Source organism: Nocardioides sp. NPDC047086, assembly GCF_040643685.1.
GTDB lineage: Bacteria > Actinomycetota > Actinomycetes > Propionibacteriales > Nocardioidaceae > Nocardioides.
The window spans coordinates 1-14,678 of sequence record NZ_JBEYUV010000002.1 but is presented as its reverse complement, the minus strand read 5'-3'; the positions used below and the strand labels follow the sequence as shown (position 1 = coordinate 14,678).

General features: G+C 69.9%; 19 protein-coding genes. 4 read left to right on the top strand and 15 right to left on the bottom strand.

Features of this window, described 5'->3' with window-relative positions; genetic code table 11:
- Positions 1–6: 6 nt before the first annotated feature.
- From ABZ796_RS01955 to ABZ796_RS01925, 7 genes are all read right to left on the bottom strand, one after another.
- The gene (locus ABZ796_RS01955; protein WP_357334184.1) at positions 7–738 is read right to left on the bottom strand and encodes a tetratricopeptide repeat protein; all 732 of its coding nucleotides are present in this window, start codon (positions 736–738) and stop codon (positions 7–9) included.
- A complete protein-coding gene (locus ABZ796_RS01950; RefSeq protein ID WP_357334183.1) occupies positions 735–1,637 on the bottom strand; it encodes a vWA domain-containing protein in 903 nt (300 codons plus the stop codon). The genes ABZ796_RS01955 and ABZ796_RS01950 overlap by 4 nt, the downstream gene beginning before the upstream one ends.
- Complete coding sequence (locus ABZ796_RS01945) at positions 1,634–2,713, bottom strand: VWA domain-containing protein (RefSeq protein WP_357334181.1); 1,080 nt, start codon at positions 2,711–2,713, stop codon at positions 1,634–1,636. The genes ABZ796_RS01950 and ABZ796_RS01945 overlap by 4 nt, the downstream gene beginning before the upstream one ends.
- Entirely contained in the window at positions 2,704–3,207 is a 504-nt protein-coding gene (locus ABZ796_RS01940) for a hypothetical protein (RefSeq protein WP_357334179.1), read from the bottom strand. Before ABZ796_RS01940 ends, ABZ796_RS01945 begins: the two co-directional genes overlap by 10 nt.
- Complete coding sequence (locus ABZ796_RS01935; protein WP_357334177.1) at positions 3,194–4,081, bottom strand: DUF58 domain-containing protein; 888 nt, start codon at positions 4,079–4,081, stop codon at positions 3,194–3,196. The genes ABZ796_RS01940 and ABZ796_RS01935 overlap by 14 nt, the downstream gene beginning before the upstream one ends.
- Before the next feature lie 22 nt (positions 4,082–4,103).
- On the bottom strand, positions 4,104–5,117 hold the full coding sequence (locus ABZ796_RS01930) for a MoxR family ATPase (RefSeq protein ID WP_357334175.1): 1,014 nt from the start codon (positions 5,115–5,117) through the stop codon (positions 4,104–4,106).
- A 72-nt stretch (positions 5,118–5,189) separates the two neighbouring features.
- Positions 5,190–5,801: an alpha-ketoglutarate-dependent dioxygenase AlkB gene (locus ABZ796_RS01925; RefSeq protein WP_357334174.1), complete on the bottom strand. Its 612-nt coding sequence runs from the start codon at positions 5,799–5,801 to the stop codon at positions 5,190–5,192.
- A gap of 146 nt (positions 5,802–5,947) precedes the next feature.
- On the opposite strand from ABZ796_RS01925, the gene ABZ796_RS01920 reads away from it, so the two are divergent.
- Complete coding sequence (locus ABZ796_RS01920; RefSeq protein WP_357334172.1) at positions 5,948–6,661, top strand: GntR family transcriptional regulator; 714 nt, start codon at positions 5,948–5,950, stop codon at positions 6,659–6,661.
- A 26-nt stretch (positions 6,662–6,687) separates the two neighbouring features.
- Here ABZ796_RS01920 and ABZ796_RS01915 read toward each other — a convergent pair whose 3' ends face one another.
- Positions 6,688–7,038, bottom strand: a complete 351-nt coding sequence (locus tag ABZ796_RS01915) for a hypothetical protein (protein WP_357334170.1) — start codon at positions 7,036–7,038, stop codon at positions 6,688–6,690.
- Positions 7,039–7,128: 90 nt separating this feature from the next.
- On the opposite strand from ABZ796_RS01915, the gene ABZ796_RS01910 reads away from it, so the two are divergent.
- Positions 7,129–7,386 carry a DUF4031 domain-containing protein gene (locus ABZ796_RS01910; protein ID WP_045547837.1) on the top strand — a complete coding sequence of 86 codons (258 nt, stop codon included), beginning with the start codon at positions 7,129–7,131 and terminating at the stop codon, positions 7,384–7,386.
- 40 nt (positions 7,387–7,426) lie between these two features.
- On the opposite strand, the gene ABZ796_RS01905 is transcribed toward ABZ796_RS01910, so the two are convergent.
- The 7 genes from ABZ796_RS01905 to ABZ796_RS01875 all read right to left on the bottom strand — a co-directional run bounded on the left by ABZ796_RS01905 (position 7,427) and on the right by ABZ796_RS01875 (position 13,216).
- On the bottom strand, positions 7,427–8,671 hold the full coding sequence (locus ABZ796_RS01905) for an MFS transporter (RefSeq protein ID WP_357334168.1): 1,245 nt from the start codon (positions 8,669–8,671) through the stop codon (positions 7,427–7,429).
- A 40-nt stretch (positions 8,672–8,711) separates the two neighbouring features.
- Positions 8,712–9,329, bottom strand: a complete 618-nt coding sequence (locus ABZ796_RS01900) for a hypothetical protein (RefSeq protein WP_357334166.1) — start codon at positions 9,327–9,329, stop codon at positions 8,712–8,714.
- A 17-nt stretch (positions 9,330–9,346) separates the two neighbouring features.
- Positions 9,347–10,543: a phosphoglycerate dehydrogenase gene (serA, locus tag ABZ796_RS01895; RefSeq protein ID WP_357334165.1), complete on the bottom strand. Its 1,197-nt coding sequence runs from the start codon at positions 10,541–10,543 to the stop codon at positions 9,347–9,349.
- A 294-nt stretch (positions 10,544–10,837) separates the two neighbouring features.
- The gene (locus ABZ796_RS01890) at positions 10,838–11,494 is read right to left on the bottom strand and encodes an exonuclease domain-containing protein (RefSeq protein WP_357334163.1); all 657 of its coding nucleotides are present in this window, start codon (positions 11,492–11,494) and stop codon (positions 10,838–10,840) included.
- A gap of 58 nt (positions 11,495–11,552) precedes the next feature.
- The gene (locus tag ABZ796_RS01885) at positions 11,553–11,972 is read right to left on the bottom strand and encodes a hypothetical protein (RefSeq protein ID WP_357334162.1); all 420 of its coding nucleotides are present in this window, start codon (positions 11,970–11,972) and stop codon (positions 11,553–11,555) included.
- A 38-nt stretch (positions 11,973–12,010) separates the two neighbouring features.
- Positions 12,011–12,187, bottom strand: coding sequence for a DUF2087 domain-containing protein (locus ABZ796_RS01880; RefSeq protein WP_357334160.1), 177 nt, complete (start codon positions 12,185–12,187; stop codon positions 12,011–12,013).
- A 27-nt stretch (positions 12,188–12,214) separates the two neighbouring features.
- Positions 12,215–13,216: a TIGR01777 family oxidoreductase gene (locus tag ABZ796_RS01875; RefSeq protein WP_357334158.1), complete on the bottom strand. Its 1,002-nt coding sequence runs from the start codon at positions 13,214–13,216 to the stop codon at positions 12,215–12,217.
- A 189-nt stretch (positions 13,217–13,405) separates the two neighbouring features.
- On the opposite strand from ABZ796_RS01875, the gene ABZ796_RS01870 reads away from it, so the two are divergent.
- Both ABZ796_RS01870 and ABZ796_RS01865 read left to right on the top strand, forming a co-directional pair.
- Positions 13,406–13,918, top strand: coding sequence for a hypothetical protein (locus ABZ796_RS01870; RefSeq protein ID WP_357334156.1), 513 nt, complete (start codon positions 13,406–13,408; stop codon positions 13,916–13,918).
- Positions 13,915–14,538 (top strand): TetR/AcrR family transcriptional regulator, encoded by a 624-nt coding sequence (locus ABZ796_RS01865; protein ID WP_357334155.1) that lies wholly within the window; start codon positions 13,915–13,917, stop codon positions 14,536–14,538. Before ABZ796_RS01870 ends, ABZ796_RS01865 begins: the two co-directional genes overlap by 4 nt.
- Positions 14,539–14,678 lie beyond the last annotated feature (140 nt).

Here is a 14,678-nt window from a genome sequence, read left to right as displayed (position 1 = left end):
CTGGACTCACCACTGCGGCTCGTCGCTGAACCCGCCGTAGTCGTCGAGGTCGGCGTCGTCGCGGCGGTAGTCCTCGCCGTCGCCGTTGCGCCGGTCGAGCTTGTCCTCCTTCTCGTCCTGGTTCTGCGGCTCCTCGGGCGGGTCTTCCTGGTTGTCGGGCTTGATCCGCGCCTTCGGGGTCAGCTTCTCCTTCAGGCGCTCCTCGGCGGAGTCGCCCTGCTGGGACTGCTTGGGGCCCTGGCCGGCGTCGGTGGGGCAGTCGCCCTCCTTCAGGGTCGCCAGCGCCTCCTCGTAGGCCGCCTTCGCGCCGGCCTGGTCGCCGGCGTCCCGGGCGCGGTCGCCGATCGCCTCCTGGGTCAGCGACAGGTTGATGCGTACGGTGCACTCGTGGTCCTCGGGCACGCGCTCCAGCGCCTCGCCGTAGTAGGCGACCGCGCGGGCGTTCTCGCCGAGGAGGAAGGCGGCGTTGCCGGCGTCGAAATGGGCGATCCACGGCTGCAGGAAGTTGAGGTCGCGGTTGGCCGAGTAGTGCTCCATCGCGGTCGCGGCGTCCCGTAAGTCCCAGGCGTCCCGGCCGCTGCGGTCATGGTGGCCCATCAGGATCACCTTGCCCAGGAAGGCGAGGCCGATCACCACCGGCACGATCCCGGCGAGCAGCAGCGCGCGCCGGACCTGCTCGCGGGGGGTGCGCACCGGTTGCGGCTCGGTCGAGTCGACGGGTGTCTCAGTGACGGTCACGACAGCACCTCCTCGGCCTCGTGTCCACGGCGACGATGGCCCCACAGCTCCCACAGCAAGAGTGCCAGCAGGGGGAAGCCGAAGATCCAGGCCCGGGACGTCTCGCCGCCGGCAGAGGTCTCCTCGGTGAGCATCTCGGAGTCCCAGGTGGAGGCCTCGGTGGCCACCTCCTTGGTCTCCTTCGTCGTGCGGTGAAGCGTCTGAAGACCCATCTGACCTGCGATCTCGCGCAGGTTGCCCAGGTCGATCCGGGAGCGGGCGTCCTGGCCCTCGCCGTCCTTGAGGTAGCCGTCCTGGGGGCGTTCGTCGTCCCAGGGCATCCGGCCGCCCTCCTCGGTGCCGTAGCCGAGCACCACGCCGCCTGCCGAGAGGTCGTCGACCTCGGCGAACGACTGCTGGTCGACGCCCTCGCGGGTGTTCTCGCCGTCGGAGGCGAACACCACGATCCGGCGCCGCTCGGGGAAGCGCTCCTGGTCCCGCTCCAGGGCCTCGATGACCTCGTCGCGCGGAGCATCGACCATCGAGCCGGACCCGTCGAAGGCCCGCTCGGCGTAGAGCCCGTCGACCCAGGCGTTGAAGGCGGTGGTGTCGTAGGTGAACGGCATCTCGGTGCGAACGACCTCGCCACCGAAGGTGATCGCGCCGAACCGCACCGAGGGCAAGGCCGCCGAGAGCGCCTTGAGGTCCTTCTTGAGCTGCGTCATCCGGGCCTCGCCGCCGGGCGCGTCCTCGGCGACCATCGACCGTGTCCGGTCGACCACGACGAGGACGTCGAGGTCCGCCGTACGCATCTGCGCCGGTGCCGCGCCCCAGCTCGGTCGCACCAGGACGACGACGGTGAGCAGGACGATCAGCACGCGGCGTACGAGCGTGAGGAGCTGCCACCCTCCGGCGCTCATCGGGTCACCTCGCTCGGTGGGCGAGCCTGCTCGGGCCACTGATCCGCCCGCGCCGCGGATCGAGGCGAGGAGCCCGGCGACAGTCTTCCGGAGCGAACCAGGGCGTAGCTCCACCCGGCGATCAGCATGAGGACCCCGAGCACGATCATCGCGATCGGCCAGCCGGGAGCGTCGCGGATCTGGTACTTCGGCGGCTCGACGACCTCGTCGGCGGAGAGCCGGTCGATGCCGGCCAGGATCGAGTCGATCGAGCCGTCGTCGCCGAGCAGCGAGAAGGTGCCGCCGGTCTCGGTCATCGCCTTGTCGAAGGTGGCTCGCTTGTCCTCCTGGAAGCTGAGGTCGGCGGAGCCGATGCCGAAGAGCTGGACGTCGCGCTCCTTGGCGAACTCGGTGGCCTCGGGCAGCGAGTAGACCGGTGGGCCACCCTGCGGGTCGTTGTCGGAGGCGACGATGACCGCCCGGCCGCGCTCGGAGTTGGACAGGTCGAAGCGCTTGACGCAGGAGACGATCCCGTCGCTGATCAACGAGGCCCGCTCCTTGCCGAGGTAGGTGCCGGCGACGTACTCCTGGTCGCCGAGGGCGAAGGCCCGGCCGGCCCGCGCCAGCTCCTCCTGCACCCAGCCGTAGTCGTCGGTGAGCGGGAAGACGGTGACCGCGGCGTCGCTCCACAGAACGAGGCTGACCCGTTCGCCGTTGAGGCCGGCGACGAGCTGGGAGTAGGCCTGGGTGACCTGGGTGTCCTCGTCGAACATCGAGGTCGAGGCGTCCAGGCAGAGCACGATGTCGCGGGTGGAGTAGCGGTTCTGGGTGATGTCTGTGGTCTGCGGCCGGGCGATCAGCCAGATGCACCCGATCACCGCGAGCGCGATCCCCGCGGTCTGCCACCAGGACAGCCACCGCTGCTGGGCAGCGAGCTCACGGAACCGGGGCAGCCGCTTGAGCCGTGCGGTGTGGGCGACGAGCACCGCGTCGGCAGGGCGGCGATGCACCCGGGCGGCGAAGACGACGATCGCGGCGATCGCGGCGACGGTGAGGACCAGCACGATCGCGCCGAGGACGGGCCATCTCAGGTCCATGTCGTCACCACCTGACGGGCCCGGCTCAGCGCCTCGGGGAAGCGCTCGGCAGCCTTGCCCTCCTCCTCGGAGGCGAAGGCGGGCGGGTACATCACCTCGACGGCCATCGCCAGCGGGCGGGTGCGTGGGTCGCTGCGTACGGTCGCCTTGAGGTCGGCGAGGACCATCTTGTCGGCCGGGATCTGACTGACCTCGGCGACGTAGTCGCGCACCGTGCGGCTCAGGTGCTGGTGGCCGACCCGCGCCGGGACGTCGCCGCGGTGCACCGCCCGCTCGATCCGGTCGATCTCGGCCAGGTGCTCGGCACGCAGGTCACGAGGCTCGGGCACCCACGGCGTCTCGACCTCGACGACCGGCCTGCGCTTGCGGGTCAGCACGATGACCGCGAGGAAGTAGAGCGCCACCGCGGCGAGCAGCCCGAGGGTGAGCACCAGCCACCAGCCCGAGTGCGCCAGCGGCTGCTGGAACTCCTCGGGAACGCTACCGGCGCGCATGACGGTGCCTCTCCAGCAGATGGAAGACCGCGCCGATGGCGGTGGTGTCGTCCCGGACCCGCTGGTAGGCGATGCCGAGGCGGTCCAGGGTGCCGCGCAGGCCGTGCTCCTCGGCGGCGGCCAGCTCGGCGTACTGGGCCTGGAGGACGGCGTCGCCGGTGAGCCAACCCGGCAGGGCGGAGACCGTGTCGATGTCGACGGTCGGGGCGCCGCCGGCCACCGCGGTGGTGGGGTCGAGGTCGTCGATGCCAGCGACCAGCACCTCATGCTGGACGGTGAGGCGGCGCAGGACCGCGGCCATCTCGTCACTGACCGAGTGTTCGTCGGTGACCACGAGCAGGATCGCCCGGCGACGTACGTTGGTGGCGATGTGGCGCAGGACCGCGACGATGTCGGCCTCGGCGGCGTCGGGGGTGATCGCGTCATGGGCCTGCCCCAGCGCCCGCTCGAGCGCGACCTCGGTGTCGGCGGACTTGGTGAGCTTCTGGGTCGCCGAGTCGCCGTAGGCGACCGCGACCTTGTCGCCGTGGCGTACGCCCAGCCAGCCGACCAGGCCGGCGGTGAAGATCGCCAGCTCGCGCTTGGTCGTGGTGCCGGTCGCCTGGGCCGCCATGCTCCGGCCGGTGGAGATCGCCAGCAGCACCAGATGCTGGCGCTCGGCGGTGAACCGCTTGACCAGCAGGCTCCGGGACCGGGCCGTCGCCTTCCAGTCGATGTCCTTCACGTCGTCGCCGGGCACGTACTCCCGCAGGTCGTGGAAGTCCATGCTGCGCCCCGTCTGGAGGCTGGCGTACTCCCCGTCGAGCAGGCCCACGACCTTACGGTGGGCATGGATCATCAGCCGAGTGCGGATCCGGGGAAGGTACGTCGCCATGTCGGTGCTCGGGTCGGACGGCTCAGGGGCTGGGGACGGCGCGGACCAGCGCGTCGACCAGCATCTCGGGCTGGACCTTCTCGGCCAGCGCCTCGAAGCTGAGGTGGAGCCGGTGACGCAGGATGCTGTGGCGCAGCTCGCGCACGTCCTCGGGGGTGACGTAGGAGCGGCCGAGCAGCAGCGCCGCCGCGCGCGAGGCCTGCAGGAACGCGATCGAGGCACGCGGGGACGCGCCGATCTCGACGTAGGAACCCGTCTCCGGCCCGAGAAGCTGGCGGGCGTTGCGGGTGGCCTGTACGAGGGCGACGATGTAGCGCTTGATCGCCGGGTCGACGTAGACGCGCTTGGTCAGCTCCTGGAGCCAGATCACGTCGTCGGGGTCGGCGACCGGGCGGGTCACCTCGTGGTCGGGCCCGAGGGTGCCGGCCTCGATGCGCTCCAGGACGACGAGCTCCTCGGCGTCGCTGGGGTAGTTGACGATCTCCTTGAGCAGGAACCGGTCCATCTGCGCGTGCGGGAGGACGTAGGTGCCCTCCTCCTCGATCGGGTTCTGCGTGGCGAGCACCATGAACGGGCGCGGCAGCGGGTGGATGTGACCCGCGATCGAGGTCTGGCGCTCCTGCATCGCCTCGAGCATGGCGCTCTGCGTCTTGGCGGAGGATCGGTTGATCTCGTCGAGCAGTACGAAGTTGGCGTGGACCGGGCCGAGCTGGGTCTCGAACTCGTGGTTGCGCTGGTCGTAGACCTGGGTGCCGATGATGTCGCTCGGCAGCAGGTCGGGGGTGCACTGGATCCTGGAGAACTGCGCCTTGACCGTCTGGCTCAGGGTGCTCGCGGCCAGGGTCTTCGCCAGCCCGGGCACGCTCTCGAGCAGCACGTGACCCTCGGAGAGGAGCGCGATCAGCAGCGCCGTCCTGAGCCGCTCCTGGCCGACCACACGGCTGCTGAAGGCGGTGCTGACCCGCCCGACGATCTCCTTCGCCCTGGCGATCTCCTCGGTGGACGGCGGGGCGAGGGGTGGTGCGGTGGTGGTCAAGGCGGCTCCAGAGGCATCGGCTGTCGGTCCCATCCTTTCCTACCAGCGTACGGAACGCATCTGGGGGCCGCCTCAGAAGACGTTGCGGGGGCGGAACTGGACCGAGATCCGGGGGCCGGCGGAGGAGACCTTGGGGATGGCGTGCTCCCAGGTGCGCTGGCAGGAGCCGCCCATGACGACGAGGTCGCCGTGGCCCATCTGGATGCTCATCCCCTTGCCGCCGCCATGGGGACGCAGCGCGAGCCGGCGGGGGTCGCCGACGGAGACGATCGCGACCATCGTGTCGTTGGTGCGGCCTCGGCCGATCTTGTCGCCGTGCCAGGCCACCGAGTCGTGGCCGTTGCGGTAGTAGCAGCAGCCCGCGGTCACGAACGGCTCGCCCAGCTCGGGCAGGTAGTGGGCGGTGAGGCGGCCGCGGGCCTCGGCGAGACGTGGGTGGGGGAGCGGGTCGCCCTGGCCGTAGGTGTGCAGCAGCCGGGGTACGTCGACGACGCGGTCGTACATCTGCCGACGCTCCTCGCGCCACGGGACGTCGCTGACCAGCGCGGCGAAGACGTCGTCGGGATCGGGCAGCCAGCCGCGGGCGATGTCCACCCAGGCTCCGCGGTCGAGATGGATCCGCTCGTAGGTCGTCTCGGTGGTCTCGTCGTCTGTGGGGGCGAAGAGTGTTCCCTGAAAGTCCACCTTCACAGCGTACCTCGTGATCGAACACTTGTTCTAGCGAAATCCAGTCTCCGCATTTCGTTGCAGAAGATCTGCCTCATCTCGTTGCAATGTCACAACTTGACCAAACTCGGGACGTACGCGAGGTGTACACCTACGCTCAGCTCATGGTCCGGTCGGTCGAGGGAGAGCGGTCGCTCAAGCACGTCCAGATCCGTGAGTACGTCAGGGAGCTGGTCGTCGGCGAGAGCCCTGGTGCCTCCGCGCCCTCCGAGCGCGAGCTGGTCCAGAAGTTCAGCGTCGCCCGGGCCACCGTGAGGCAGGCGCTCGACGCGCTCGTGGCCGACGGTCTGCTGGTCCGGATCCCGGGCCGGGGCACCTTCGTGGCGCGCCCGCCGCGGGCGGCGAGCCCGGTGCTCGGCTTCAGCGAGGAGATGGCCCGCCGGGGGATGCAGGCATCCTCCGAGACGCTGCTGCTCGGCCGGGAGAAGGCCGGGCCCACCATCGCTCGCGCGCTGGGCATCAAGGAGGGTGCTGCCGTCGTCCACTGGCGGCGCCTGCGCCGCGGCGACGGGGTGCCGATCTGCATCGAGGACGTCTACCTCGACGAGGCGATCGTGCCCGGGATGCTCGAGCGGACCGCGCCGACCAGCCTCTACGCCGAGCTGGGCAGCCGGCAGATGCGGCCGTCGTGGGTCGATGACACCTTCCGAGCCGACGTGGCCAACATCGAGGAGGCCACCCTGCTCGGCCTCTCCGTCGGCGTCCCTGTGCTCCGCCGGCAGCGGAAGTCGGTCGCGGGGGAGCGTTACGTCGAGGTGTGCCGCTCGGTCTACCGGGCCGACCGCTATGCGCTACATCTGCAGCTCGGTCCGTCCTGAGGCTCTCCCGGCGCTTCCGGGCTCGGTCAGAGGTTGCCGAGGGGCGCGACCACGTCGCCGCTCTCCTCGCAGACCCAGATCGGGTCCGGACCTCCCAGGTCGGGGGTGATGTGGAGCGAATGCACCGGCGACTCGGGCGGACAGGTGGTGCACACCGGCCAGCGCGCGGACGCCTCGCCGTCGAAGAGCAGGTCCTGCACGTCCTGGGCGACCAGGCCGGCGACGTACGCCTTGCCCTCCGGCCACTGGTCCACCCACCAGCCGCGCTCGGTCATGGCGTCCTCGAGGGCCGAGACGGCTGCCGCACCGGCGAGTCCGCGGGCATCGAGGTCATGGAGCACCCTCGCCCGAGCCTCGAACAGCACTGTCGTGTTCATCACGGACCATTCTTGCCGACCGGTCAAGGCGATGGGCCCGGGCGGTCGTCTCAGGGTGGCGCCTCAGGACGGACGCGGTAAGAATGCCCCGTGATCCTCATCGACCCGCCGAACGTACCCAGCCGCGGCCGGATGTGGTCCCACCTCGCCAGCGACACCTCCTACGAGGAGCTGCACGCCTTCGCGAGCCGGATGGGCATCCCGGCCCGAGGCTTCGACCGCGATCACTACGACGTACCGGCCGAGGCCTACGACGACATGGTCGCCGCGGGTGCCGTCGAGGTCACCTCCCGAGCCCTGGTCTCCGCTCTCCTCGCCGCGGGCCTACGTCGCCGCAAACCCCGCTAGCCGAGACGTCGCGTACCTCGGCCGAGACGGCACGTGGTGACTACTCGGCCGACGCGGGTGACTTCTCGCCCGGCGGGAGTGACGTCTCGGCTGGGGTGGACATCCGTCGGGTGGTGAGCCAGATGGCCGCCGCGATCAGCAGGCCGAGGCCGCCGCCGAGGACGAAGCCGCCCTGCCAGCCGATCAGGTCGATGGCGAACCCGGCGGCGGGGGCGCCGACGGCGCTGCCGAGGGTGATGGCCGAGCCGTGCCAGCCCATCACCTCGCCGCGTACGGTCGAAGGGACGCTGCTGGTGATCGCCTCGAGCGCGGCAGTCAGGGTCGGCGCGCAGAAGAAGCCGCTGAGCAGGAGCAGGACGGCGAAGGAGATCGGGTCCCAGGCGAACGCGGTCAGCACCGTCGTCGCGCCGAGCAGGACGAGCATGACCGCGGTCGAGGGGTGGCTGTTGAGGGCGCCGTAGATGAGTGCGCCGAGCAGCGAACCGAGCGCCCAGATCGCCATGACGAGCCCGAGCAGGGCGGTCCGGTCGAAGTCGCGCATCGCGGCGACGGTGCCGAGGTCCTCGGCGATGAGGATGAGCGAGGCGGTGAAGGTTCCGGCGAGCAGCAGGATCACGCCCGGGTTGACCCACGAGGGGAGCCGGAATCGGCGCGCCGGGACGCCGGCGTCAGTGGGGACGGGGTCGCCCGGAACGGCCGGGTCGCCCTCGGTGATCATCGGGTTGAGCAGCCACAGTACGACCGCAGCCACGATCCCGAGCCACTGGATCAGCAGCAACGCCTGGGAGGTGCCGAAGTAGCTGGCGCCGAGCACGCCGATGACAGGGCCGACCATGAAGCCGAGCTCGGTCATGATCGCGTCGGCGCTCAGAGCGGCGGTGCGCTGCCCGGGGCCGACGGAGCGGAGCATCACCTGGCGCACGATCGAGAAGGACGGGACGGTGAAGAGCCCCGCGATCGCGACCAGCGCGAGCAGCGGAAGGTAGCCGACCCAGGGCGCGATCGACCAGGCGATGGGGAGGACGGCCAGCGGCAGCAGGAGGGTACGCCGCAGGCCGAGGCGGTCCAGGAGCCGGCCGAGCCAGGGCGCGGAGACCGCCATCGCGATCGCGAGCACCGTCGAGACCAGGCCGGCCTCGGCGTAGGAGCGGTCCAGGGGGCCGACCACGTGCAGAGTCACGATGACAGAGGACGCCGGCATCGGGATCCGCAGGAACAGACCCAGCACGAGGATGCGGCGAACGTCAGGAATCCGCCACAGGTCGGCGTACGTCTGGAAGCTCACCGACGAATTCTGTCACCGGTGAGGGGCCCCGGACGAATCGTTATTGATCGGTTGACAGGTATGTGTTGAGGGTCTCCAGCTCGGCCGAGATGTTGACCCTCGCGGCGGCCTCCCAACTGATTCTCGCGAAGGGTGTCGAGAAGAGCGACTCCTTCTCCAGCAGCCGCTCCAGGACCTGGGCGCGGCCGACGCGGAACTCCTCGTCGGACAGGTGCTGGTACTCCTCGCGGACGGTCGCGGCGTACTCCGCATAGCGCTCCGCCGGTGCCGCCAGGATCGCCAGGTCGGCATCGGAGAGGACCCGGCCGCTGCGGTCGTCGGGCGCGGGGTCGTGGGTCTCGGTCAGGCGCACCAGGCGGGCGACCTCGGCGACCGCATCGGCATCGAGGTAGGTGCCCAGCGCGTCCTCGGCCCAGGTGGCCGAACGCTCCTCGGCGTCCCGCTCCCCGTCGTAGACGGAGTCGTGGAAGAAGGCCGCCAGGGTGACGGTCAGCGGGTCGAAGTGCTCTCCCTCCGCCCGCAGCTCCTCGATCCGGTCCAGCACCTCGGTGAGGTGTCGACGGTCGTGATAGCGGCGGGTCGGCTCGTCGTACGCTGCCAGAACGTCACCGAGAAGCTCGGTTGCGTCGGGCAGCGGCCAATGTTGGGGCAGCTCCATGGGCCAGAACGCTAGCGTCACACGTGGTAGGCGCGCACCCACCTGGTGTGCGGGTTGCCCGCGATCTTCTCCAGGGTCGTGGGCGGCACGCTGGTCACATCGGTGACCACGAAGCCGGTCTCGCCGCTGGTGGCCAGGTATTGACCGGTCACATTGACACCCTCGGCGGCGAGCAGGTTGTTGAGCTCGGCGAGCACGCCGGGGACGCTGTCGTGCAGCAGCGCGAGCCGCGAGCCCTCGGCCATCGGCGGCGGCTGGACGGCCGGCAGGTTGACGCTCAGCGCGGTCGAGCCGGAGTGGATGAAGTCGCGCAGCTTGCCGGAGACGAACCAGCCGATCTCCTCCTGGGCCTCCTGCGTCGAGCCGCCGACGTGCGGGGTCAGGATGACGTTGTCGAGACCCTGCAGCGGGCTCTCGAAGGCGTCGCCCTGGGCCTTGGGCTCGATCGGGAAGACGTCGAGCGCGGCGCCGGCGATGTGACCGGACTCGATGTGCTTGCGCAGCGCGTCGTTGTCGACCAGGAAGCCACGCGCGGCGTTGATGAACAGCGAGCGCGGCTTCATCTTCGCGAACTGCTCCTCGCCGAACATGCCCAGGTTGCCCGGGCGGCCGTCGATGTGGATGGAGACCACGTCGGCCTCGGCCAGGAGCGCGTCGAGGGACTTCATCCGGCGGGCGTTGCCGTGGGCCAGCCGGTCGGCGATGTCGTAGAAGATGACGTAGAAGCCCAGCGCCTCGGCGACGTTGGACAGCTGGGTGCCGATGTTGCCGTAGCCGATGATGCCGAGCGTGCGGCCGCGGACCTCGTGGGAGCCCTTCGCGGACTTGTCCCAGACGCCGGCGTGCATCTTCTCGGTCTTCTCCGGCAGCCGCCGGGCCAGGGAGATGATGTAGCCGATGACCAGCTCGACGACCGAGCGGGTGTTGGAGTAGGGGGCGTTGAAGACGGCCACGCCGCGCTCGGCGGCGCCGGCCAGGTCGACCTGGTTGGTGCCGATGCAGAAGCAGCCGATCGCCTTGAGGTCGGTCGCGGCGTCCAGGACGCGCGGCGTGATGTGGGTGTTCGACCGGATGCCGAGCAGCGTCACGCCCGGCAGGGCCTCGACCAGCTCGTCCTCGGAGAGGGACTTGCTGCGCAGCTCGACCTCGAAGCCGGCCTTCTCGAGGTTCTCGACAGCGACGGGATGAATGTTCTCCAGGAGCAGCGCCTTCATGGCTCAAGGGTAGGCCGTCGGCCGACGTCCCCGGAATCGCCGCCGCAGTCCGGACAGCCCACGGCGACCGGGTCTGAAACATCCGTTGCAGCCGTGAAACAGTCGTGCAATCCGCGCGACGGAGCCCCGAAACCGATGACAGCAATCCTGATGGTCCCCACGAGCCGGTGACGATGCCGGCGGCCCAAGGAGGCGGCATGTCCCTCATCGACACGTTTCCGGACCGGCAGGAAGGGAACGCATCCGGTCGGGTTGCATTTCTGCGGGGAATGTCCCGGATGGTGGGACGATCTCTCAGTGAAGCGGTCGCCGGACGCGACTGAACCAGCGGCGTAGGGTCCGTTTCAGGCGGTGTCGCGAGGTGTTGCACTCCACCAGCGGCAGCGCGAGACCGACCCGGTCGGCGTCAGCCAGCTCGCGCAGCAGGATCTCCGCGGCCACCCGGGTGTCGTCACCCGCGTCATGGGCCTTCAGCTGCTCGACCGCGTAGTGGGCCGCGATGGTGGCCAGCGACTTGTCCGGCACCTCCAGCGCGAGCGCCTTCGCGAACCGCATCGTGCACAACCACTCCAGCACATCGAGGCGTACGCCGGCACGGTCCGACTCCACGGCCACGAACGTCCAGTCGAACGCGGCGTTGTGGGCCACGAAGACCCGGCCGGCGAGGCGCTGGGCGATCGTCGGGGCGACGTCTCGGAAGAGCGGGGCGCCGGCGAGGTCGGCGCTGGTCAGGCCGTGGACCTCGACCGGCCCCGGGTCGACGCCGGCGCCGGGGTTCACCAGCGTCTCCCACTCCGACTCAGCGGTGCCGTCGGCGGCGATCTGGCGGATCGCCACCTGGATCACGCGGTCGCGGTAGGGGTCGAGCCCGGTCGTCTCGACGTCGAGGACCGCGTAGCCCTCGCGATGGCGCCGGGCTTCGCTTCGGCCGCGTGATTCGGTGGTGGTCACAAGGCTGACGGTATCGGTGAGCACCGACAGTCCAGGCCCGTGTCCTCTGCGGGCGGAGCTAGCCCGACGCCACGGCCAGGGCCACGATGCCGATGATGACGAGCAGCAGGACGGCCATCATGAGGACGAAGCCGAGGACCCCGGGCTTGCGCTGCTTCTCGTGCCCGATCGCGCCCTTGCTGAACCCCGTCAGCGGCGAGGCGTAGAAGACCGGAACGGTCTGGCCCTCGGCGACGTCGAAGCTCATCGACGCCTTGCCGAACCGCCAGGTCCACTGGGTGTACATGTCGACGTTCCAGCGCCCCGGCGGCACCGGGAAGACGTTCCGGCCGTACTGCGTCGGCATCTGGTGGCCGTTGAGCAGCACCGTCGGCACGATCAGGTTCGAGGTCATGTGGCTGCCCTGGATGGTGAGGTCGATCCACCCCACGGGCGGTTGTCCGGGCGCTGGCTGGCCCGACTGGTCCGGCATCGTCATGGGGCGAATCATGCCCGACCGGGCAGTGCCGTCGTCGCTCAGATGTCGACGCTTCCGCCGTCGCGCCAGTAGTAGCCGCCCTCGCGCATCATGAACCCCTCTTCGTGGAGGTAGCGGCGCAGCGCGGCGACGTCGTCGTGGAACCGACCCAGGATCTCGTTGACCTCTCGTTCGGGATAGACCTTGCCGAAGAACCGTCTCAGTCTCGGCGTCATCGGGTCGGGGCTGCCAGGTGGCGCGGGTCACCTCTTCATCGTGGCCGATCCGGTCGGCTGATGCGACTGGTTTGTCGGCCGACGCCGTGCCCGGTTGACGAGGTCGCGAGCGGCGGAGGTCCACTCGGCGTACTCGAACTCGAAGCCCGCCTCCAGCAGCCGTCCCGGGACGACGCGACGGCTCTTGAGGAGCAGCTCGGTGTCCGTACGCAGCACCCAGGCCCCGATCTCCGCCATCCAGCGGGTGGCGGGCAGCCCGATCGGCATCCCGGTCTCCTTCCGCAGGGTGCGCATCAGGTCGCGCTGGGGCAGTGGTCCTGGTGCGGCCAGGTTCACCGGTCCGGCGATGTCATCGCGCTCGATGAGCAGGTCGCAGGCGCGTACGAAGTCGGCCTCATGGATCCAGGAGACGAACTGGTCGCCGCCGGCGACGGGGCCGCCGAGGCCCAGGCGCGCCATGGTCAGGAGTACGTCGAGGACGCCGCCCCTGCCCGGGCTCATCACCATCGCCGAGCGGAGTGCGACCCTGCGGGTGTTGGGTGTCGCGGCTGCGGTCTGCTCGGCCTCCCAGCTCTTGGCGATCCTCGTGGAGAACTCCCAGTAGGCGGGGGTGTCCGGCTCGCTGCCGCCGATGATGCCGGTCGCCTCGTCGTTGGGGGCGTCGAAACGGTGGGCGTAGATCGTCGCCGTGCTCATCTGCAGCCACGTGCGCGGGGGAGCCGCTGCCTTCGCGATCGCCTCGCCGACGACCCTGGTCGACTCGACGCGCGAGTCCATCATCTGCTTCAGGTTGGCCTCGGTGTAGCGGCAGCTGACCGTCCGGCCCGCGAGGTTCACCACCACGTCCGCGCCGTCGATCTCCTCGGCCCAAGGACCGATCGTCCGGCCGTCCCAGACCTGATGACGTACGCCTTCCTCCAGCTCCTCCGGGTGGCGGGAGAGCACCACCACCTCATGTCCGCGCGTGCTCCAGGCACGCCGCAGGATGCCTCCGACCTGGCCGGTTCCCCCGGGGATGACGATCTTCATGCCGTGACCATAGAACCTATTTGAGCGATCGCTCAAGACCCGCGCTACCTTAGATTTGAGCAATCGCTCAAATCGCTTGAGGAGGCGTGCATGGCTGATCGGATGTGGTCCGTGTTCTGGGCGTTGTGCCGGTGGTGGTTCTTCGGAGCCGTGCTCGGCGTCGTCATCGGAGGAGGCGTGGGGAGTGTGATGGCGCCGATCTTCGGGACGATCCTTGGAGCTTGGTACGGCGGAATCGTCGGAGCCGTCGTAGGACTGGTCGCGTCGGCACTGGCGGCGCCGGCGGTGCTGTTGCCGTCGTCCCCGGTCGTCGACCGGATCTGGCCCGGTCTCGTGGCATTCGGGATGACCTTCGCGCCGGGGTTCGCGGTGTTCGTCGCGAACGAAGGGCCGGGCGCAGTGCGCGAGAACGTTGGGGCCGTGTTGGTCATCGCCGGACTGTCCGGTGCGTTGGCGGCCTGGCTAGGAGAAGCGGTGATGCGCGGCGTACGAATCCCGATTCCGCACATGTTGATCTGCGCTGTCGCCCTCGGCCTGGTCTGCGGCGTCGCGTGCGCCGTGGTGGGTCTGTCCGATGCCGGGGCGGCCGAGCCGGGGATCGTCGCCGGGGTCATGCTCCTGGGGCTCGCCTGCGGGGGCATACTCGGCTCCGTGCTCATCGCCTTCAACGTGCTCGTCACCAAGGAGCCCGCCACAGAATGAACCCCACCAAGGCCAAGCTGATGTCGGCAGTCACCGACCTGCTCAAGCAGGAGGGGATCGCCGGTCTCTCGGCGCGCGCGGTCGCCGACCGCGCGGGGGTCAACCAGGCGCTGGTCTTCTACCACTTCGGAACCGTCATGGACCTCGTCGACCAGGCGTGCCGGGCAGCGACGGACGAGGCGGCAGCGGCCTACCGGGACGAGCTCGCCGAGGTCACCTCGCTGAGCGAGCTGCTGGCGCTCGGGCGAGGGCTTCATGAGCGGGAGCGAGCCGCGGGCAACATCACGGTGATGGCCCAGCTCCTGGCCGGTGCGCAGCGGGACAAGACGCTGGCCGAGACCTCGCGCTACGCGTTGGGCCGGTGGAACGAGGAGATCGAGGCCGCGGTCACTCGTGCTCTGGAGGGCAGCCCGGTCGAGGGCGTGGTGGACGCACCTGGCCTCTCGCGCGCGATCAGCTCGGCCTTCATCGGCCTCCTCATGTACGACGGTGTCGACCGCCCCGGCGCCGAGTCGGCCTTCGCCTCCCTCGAGCAGCTCGGCGCGCTGGTCGAGGTCATCGAGGATCTCGGACCGGCCGCCCGGCTCGTCCTGCGCTCCCGGCTCAAGGGCCGCGGCTAGCGCGATTTCTATGTGCGTGTGGTGAAGCGGATGTCGCCGTTGGGGAGGCGTTCGTGGAGGTAGGTGGTGTCGTGGGCGCGGTGGTGGTGATGGGAGCAGAGCAGGGCGGCGTTGTCGAGGTCGGTGGCCCCGTCTTGGGC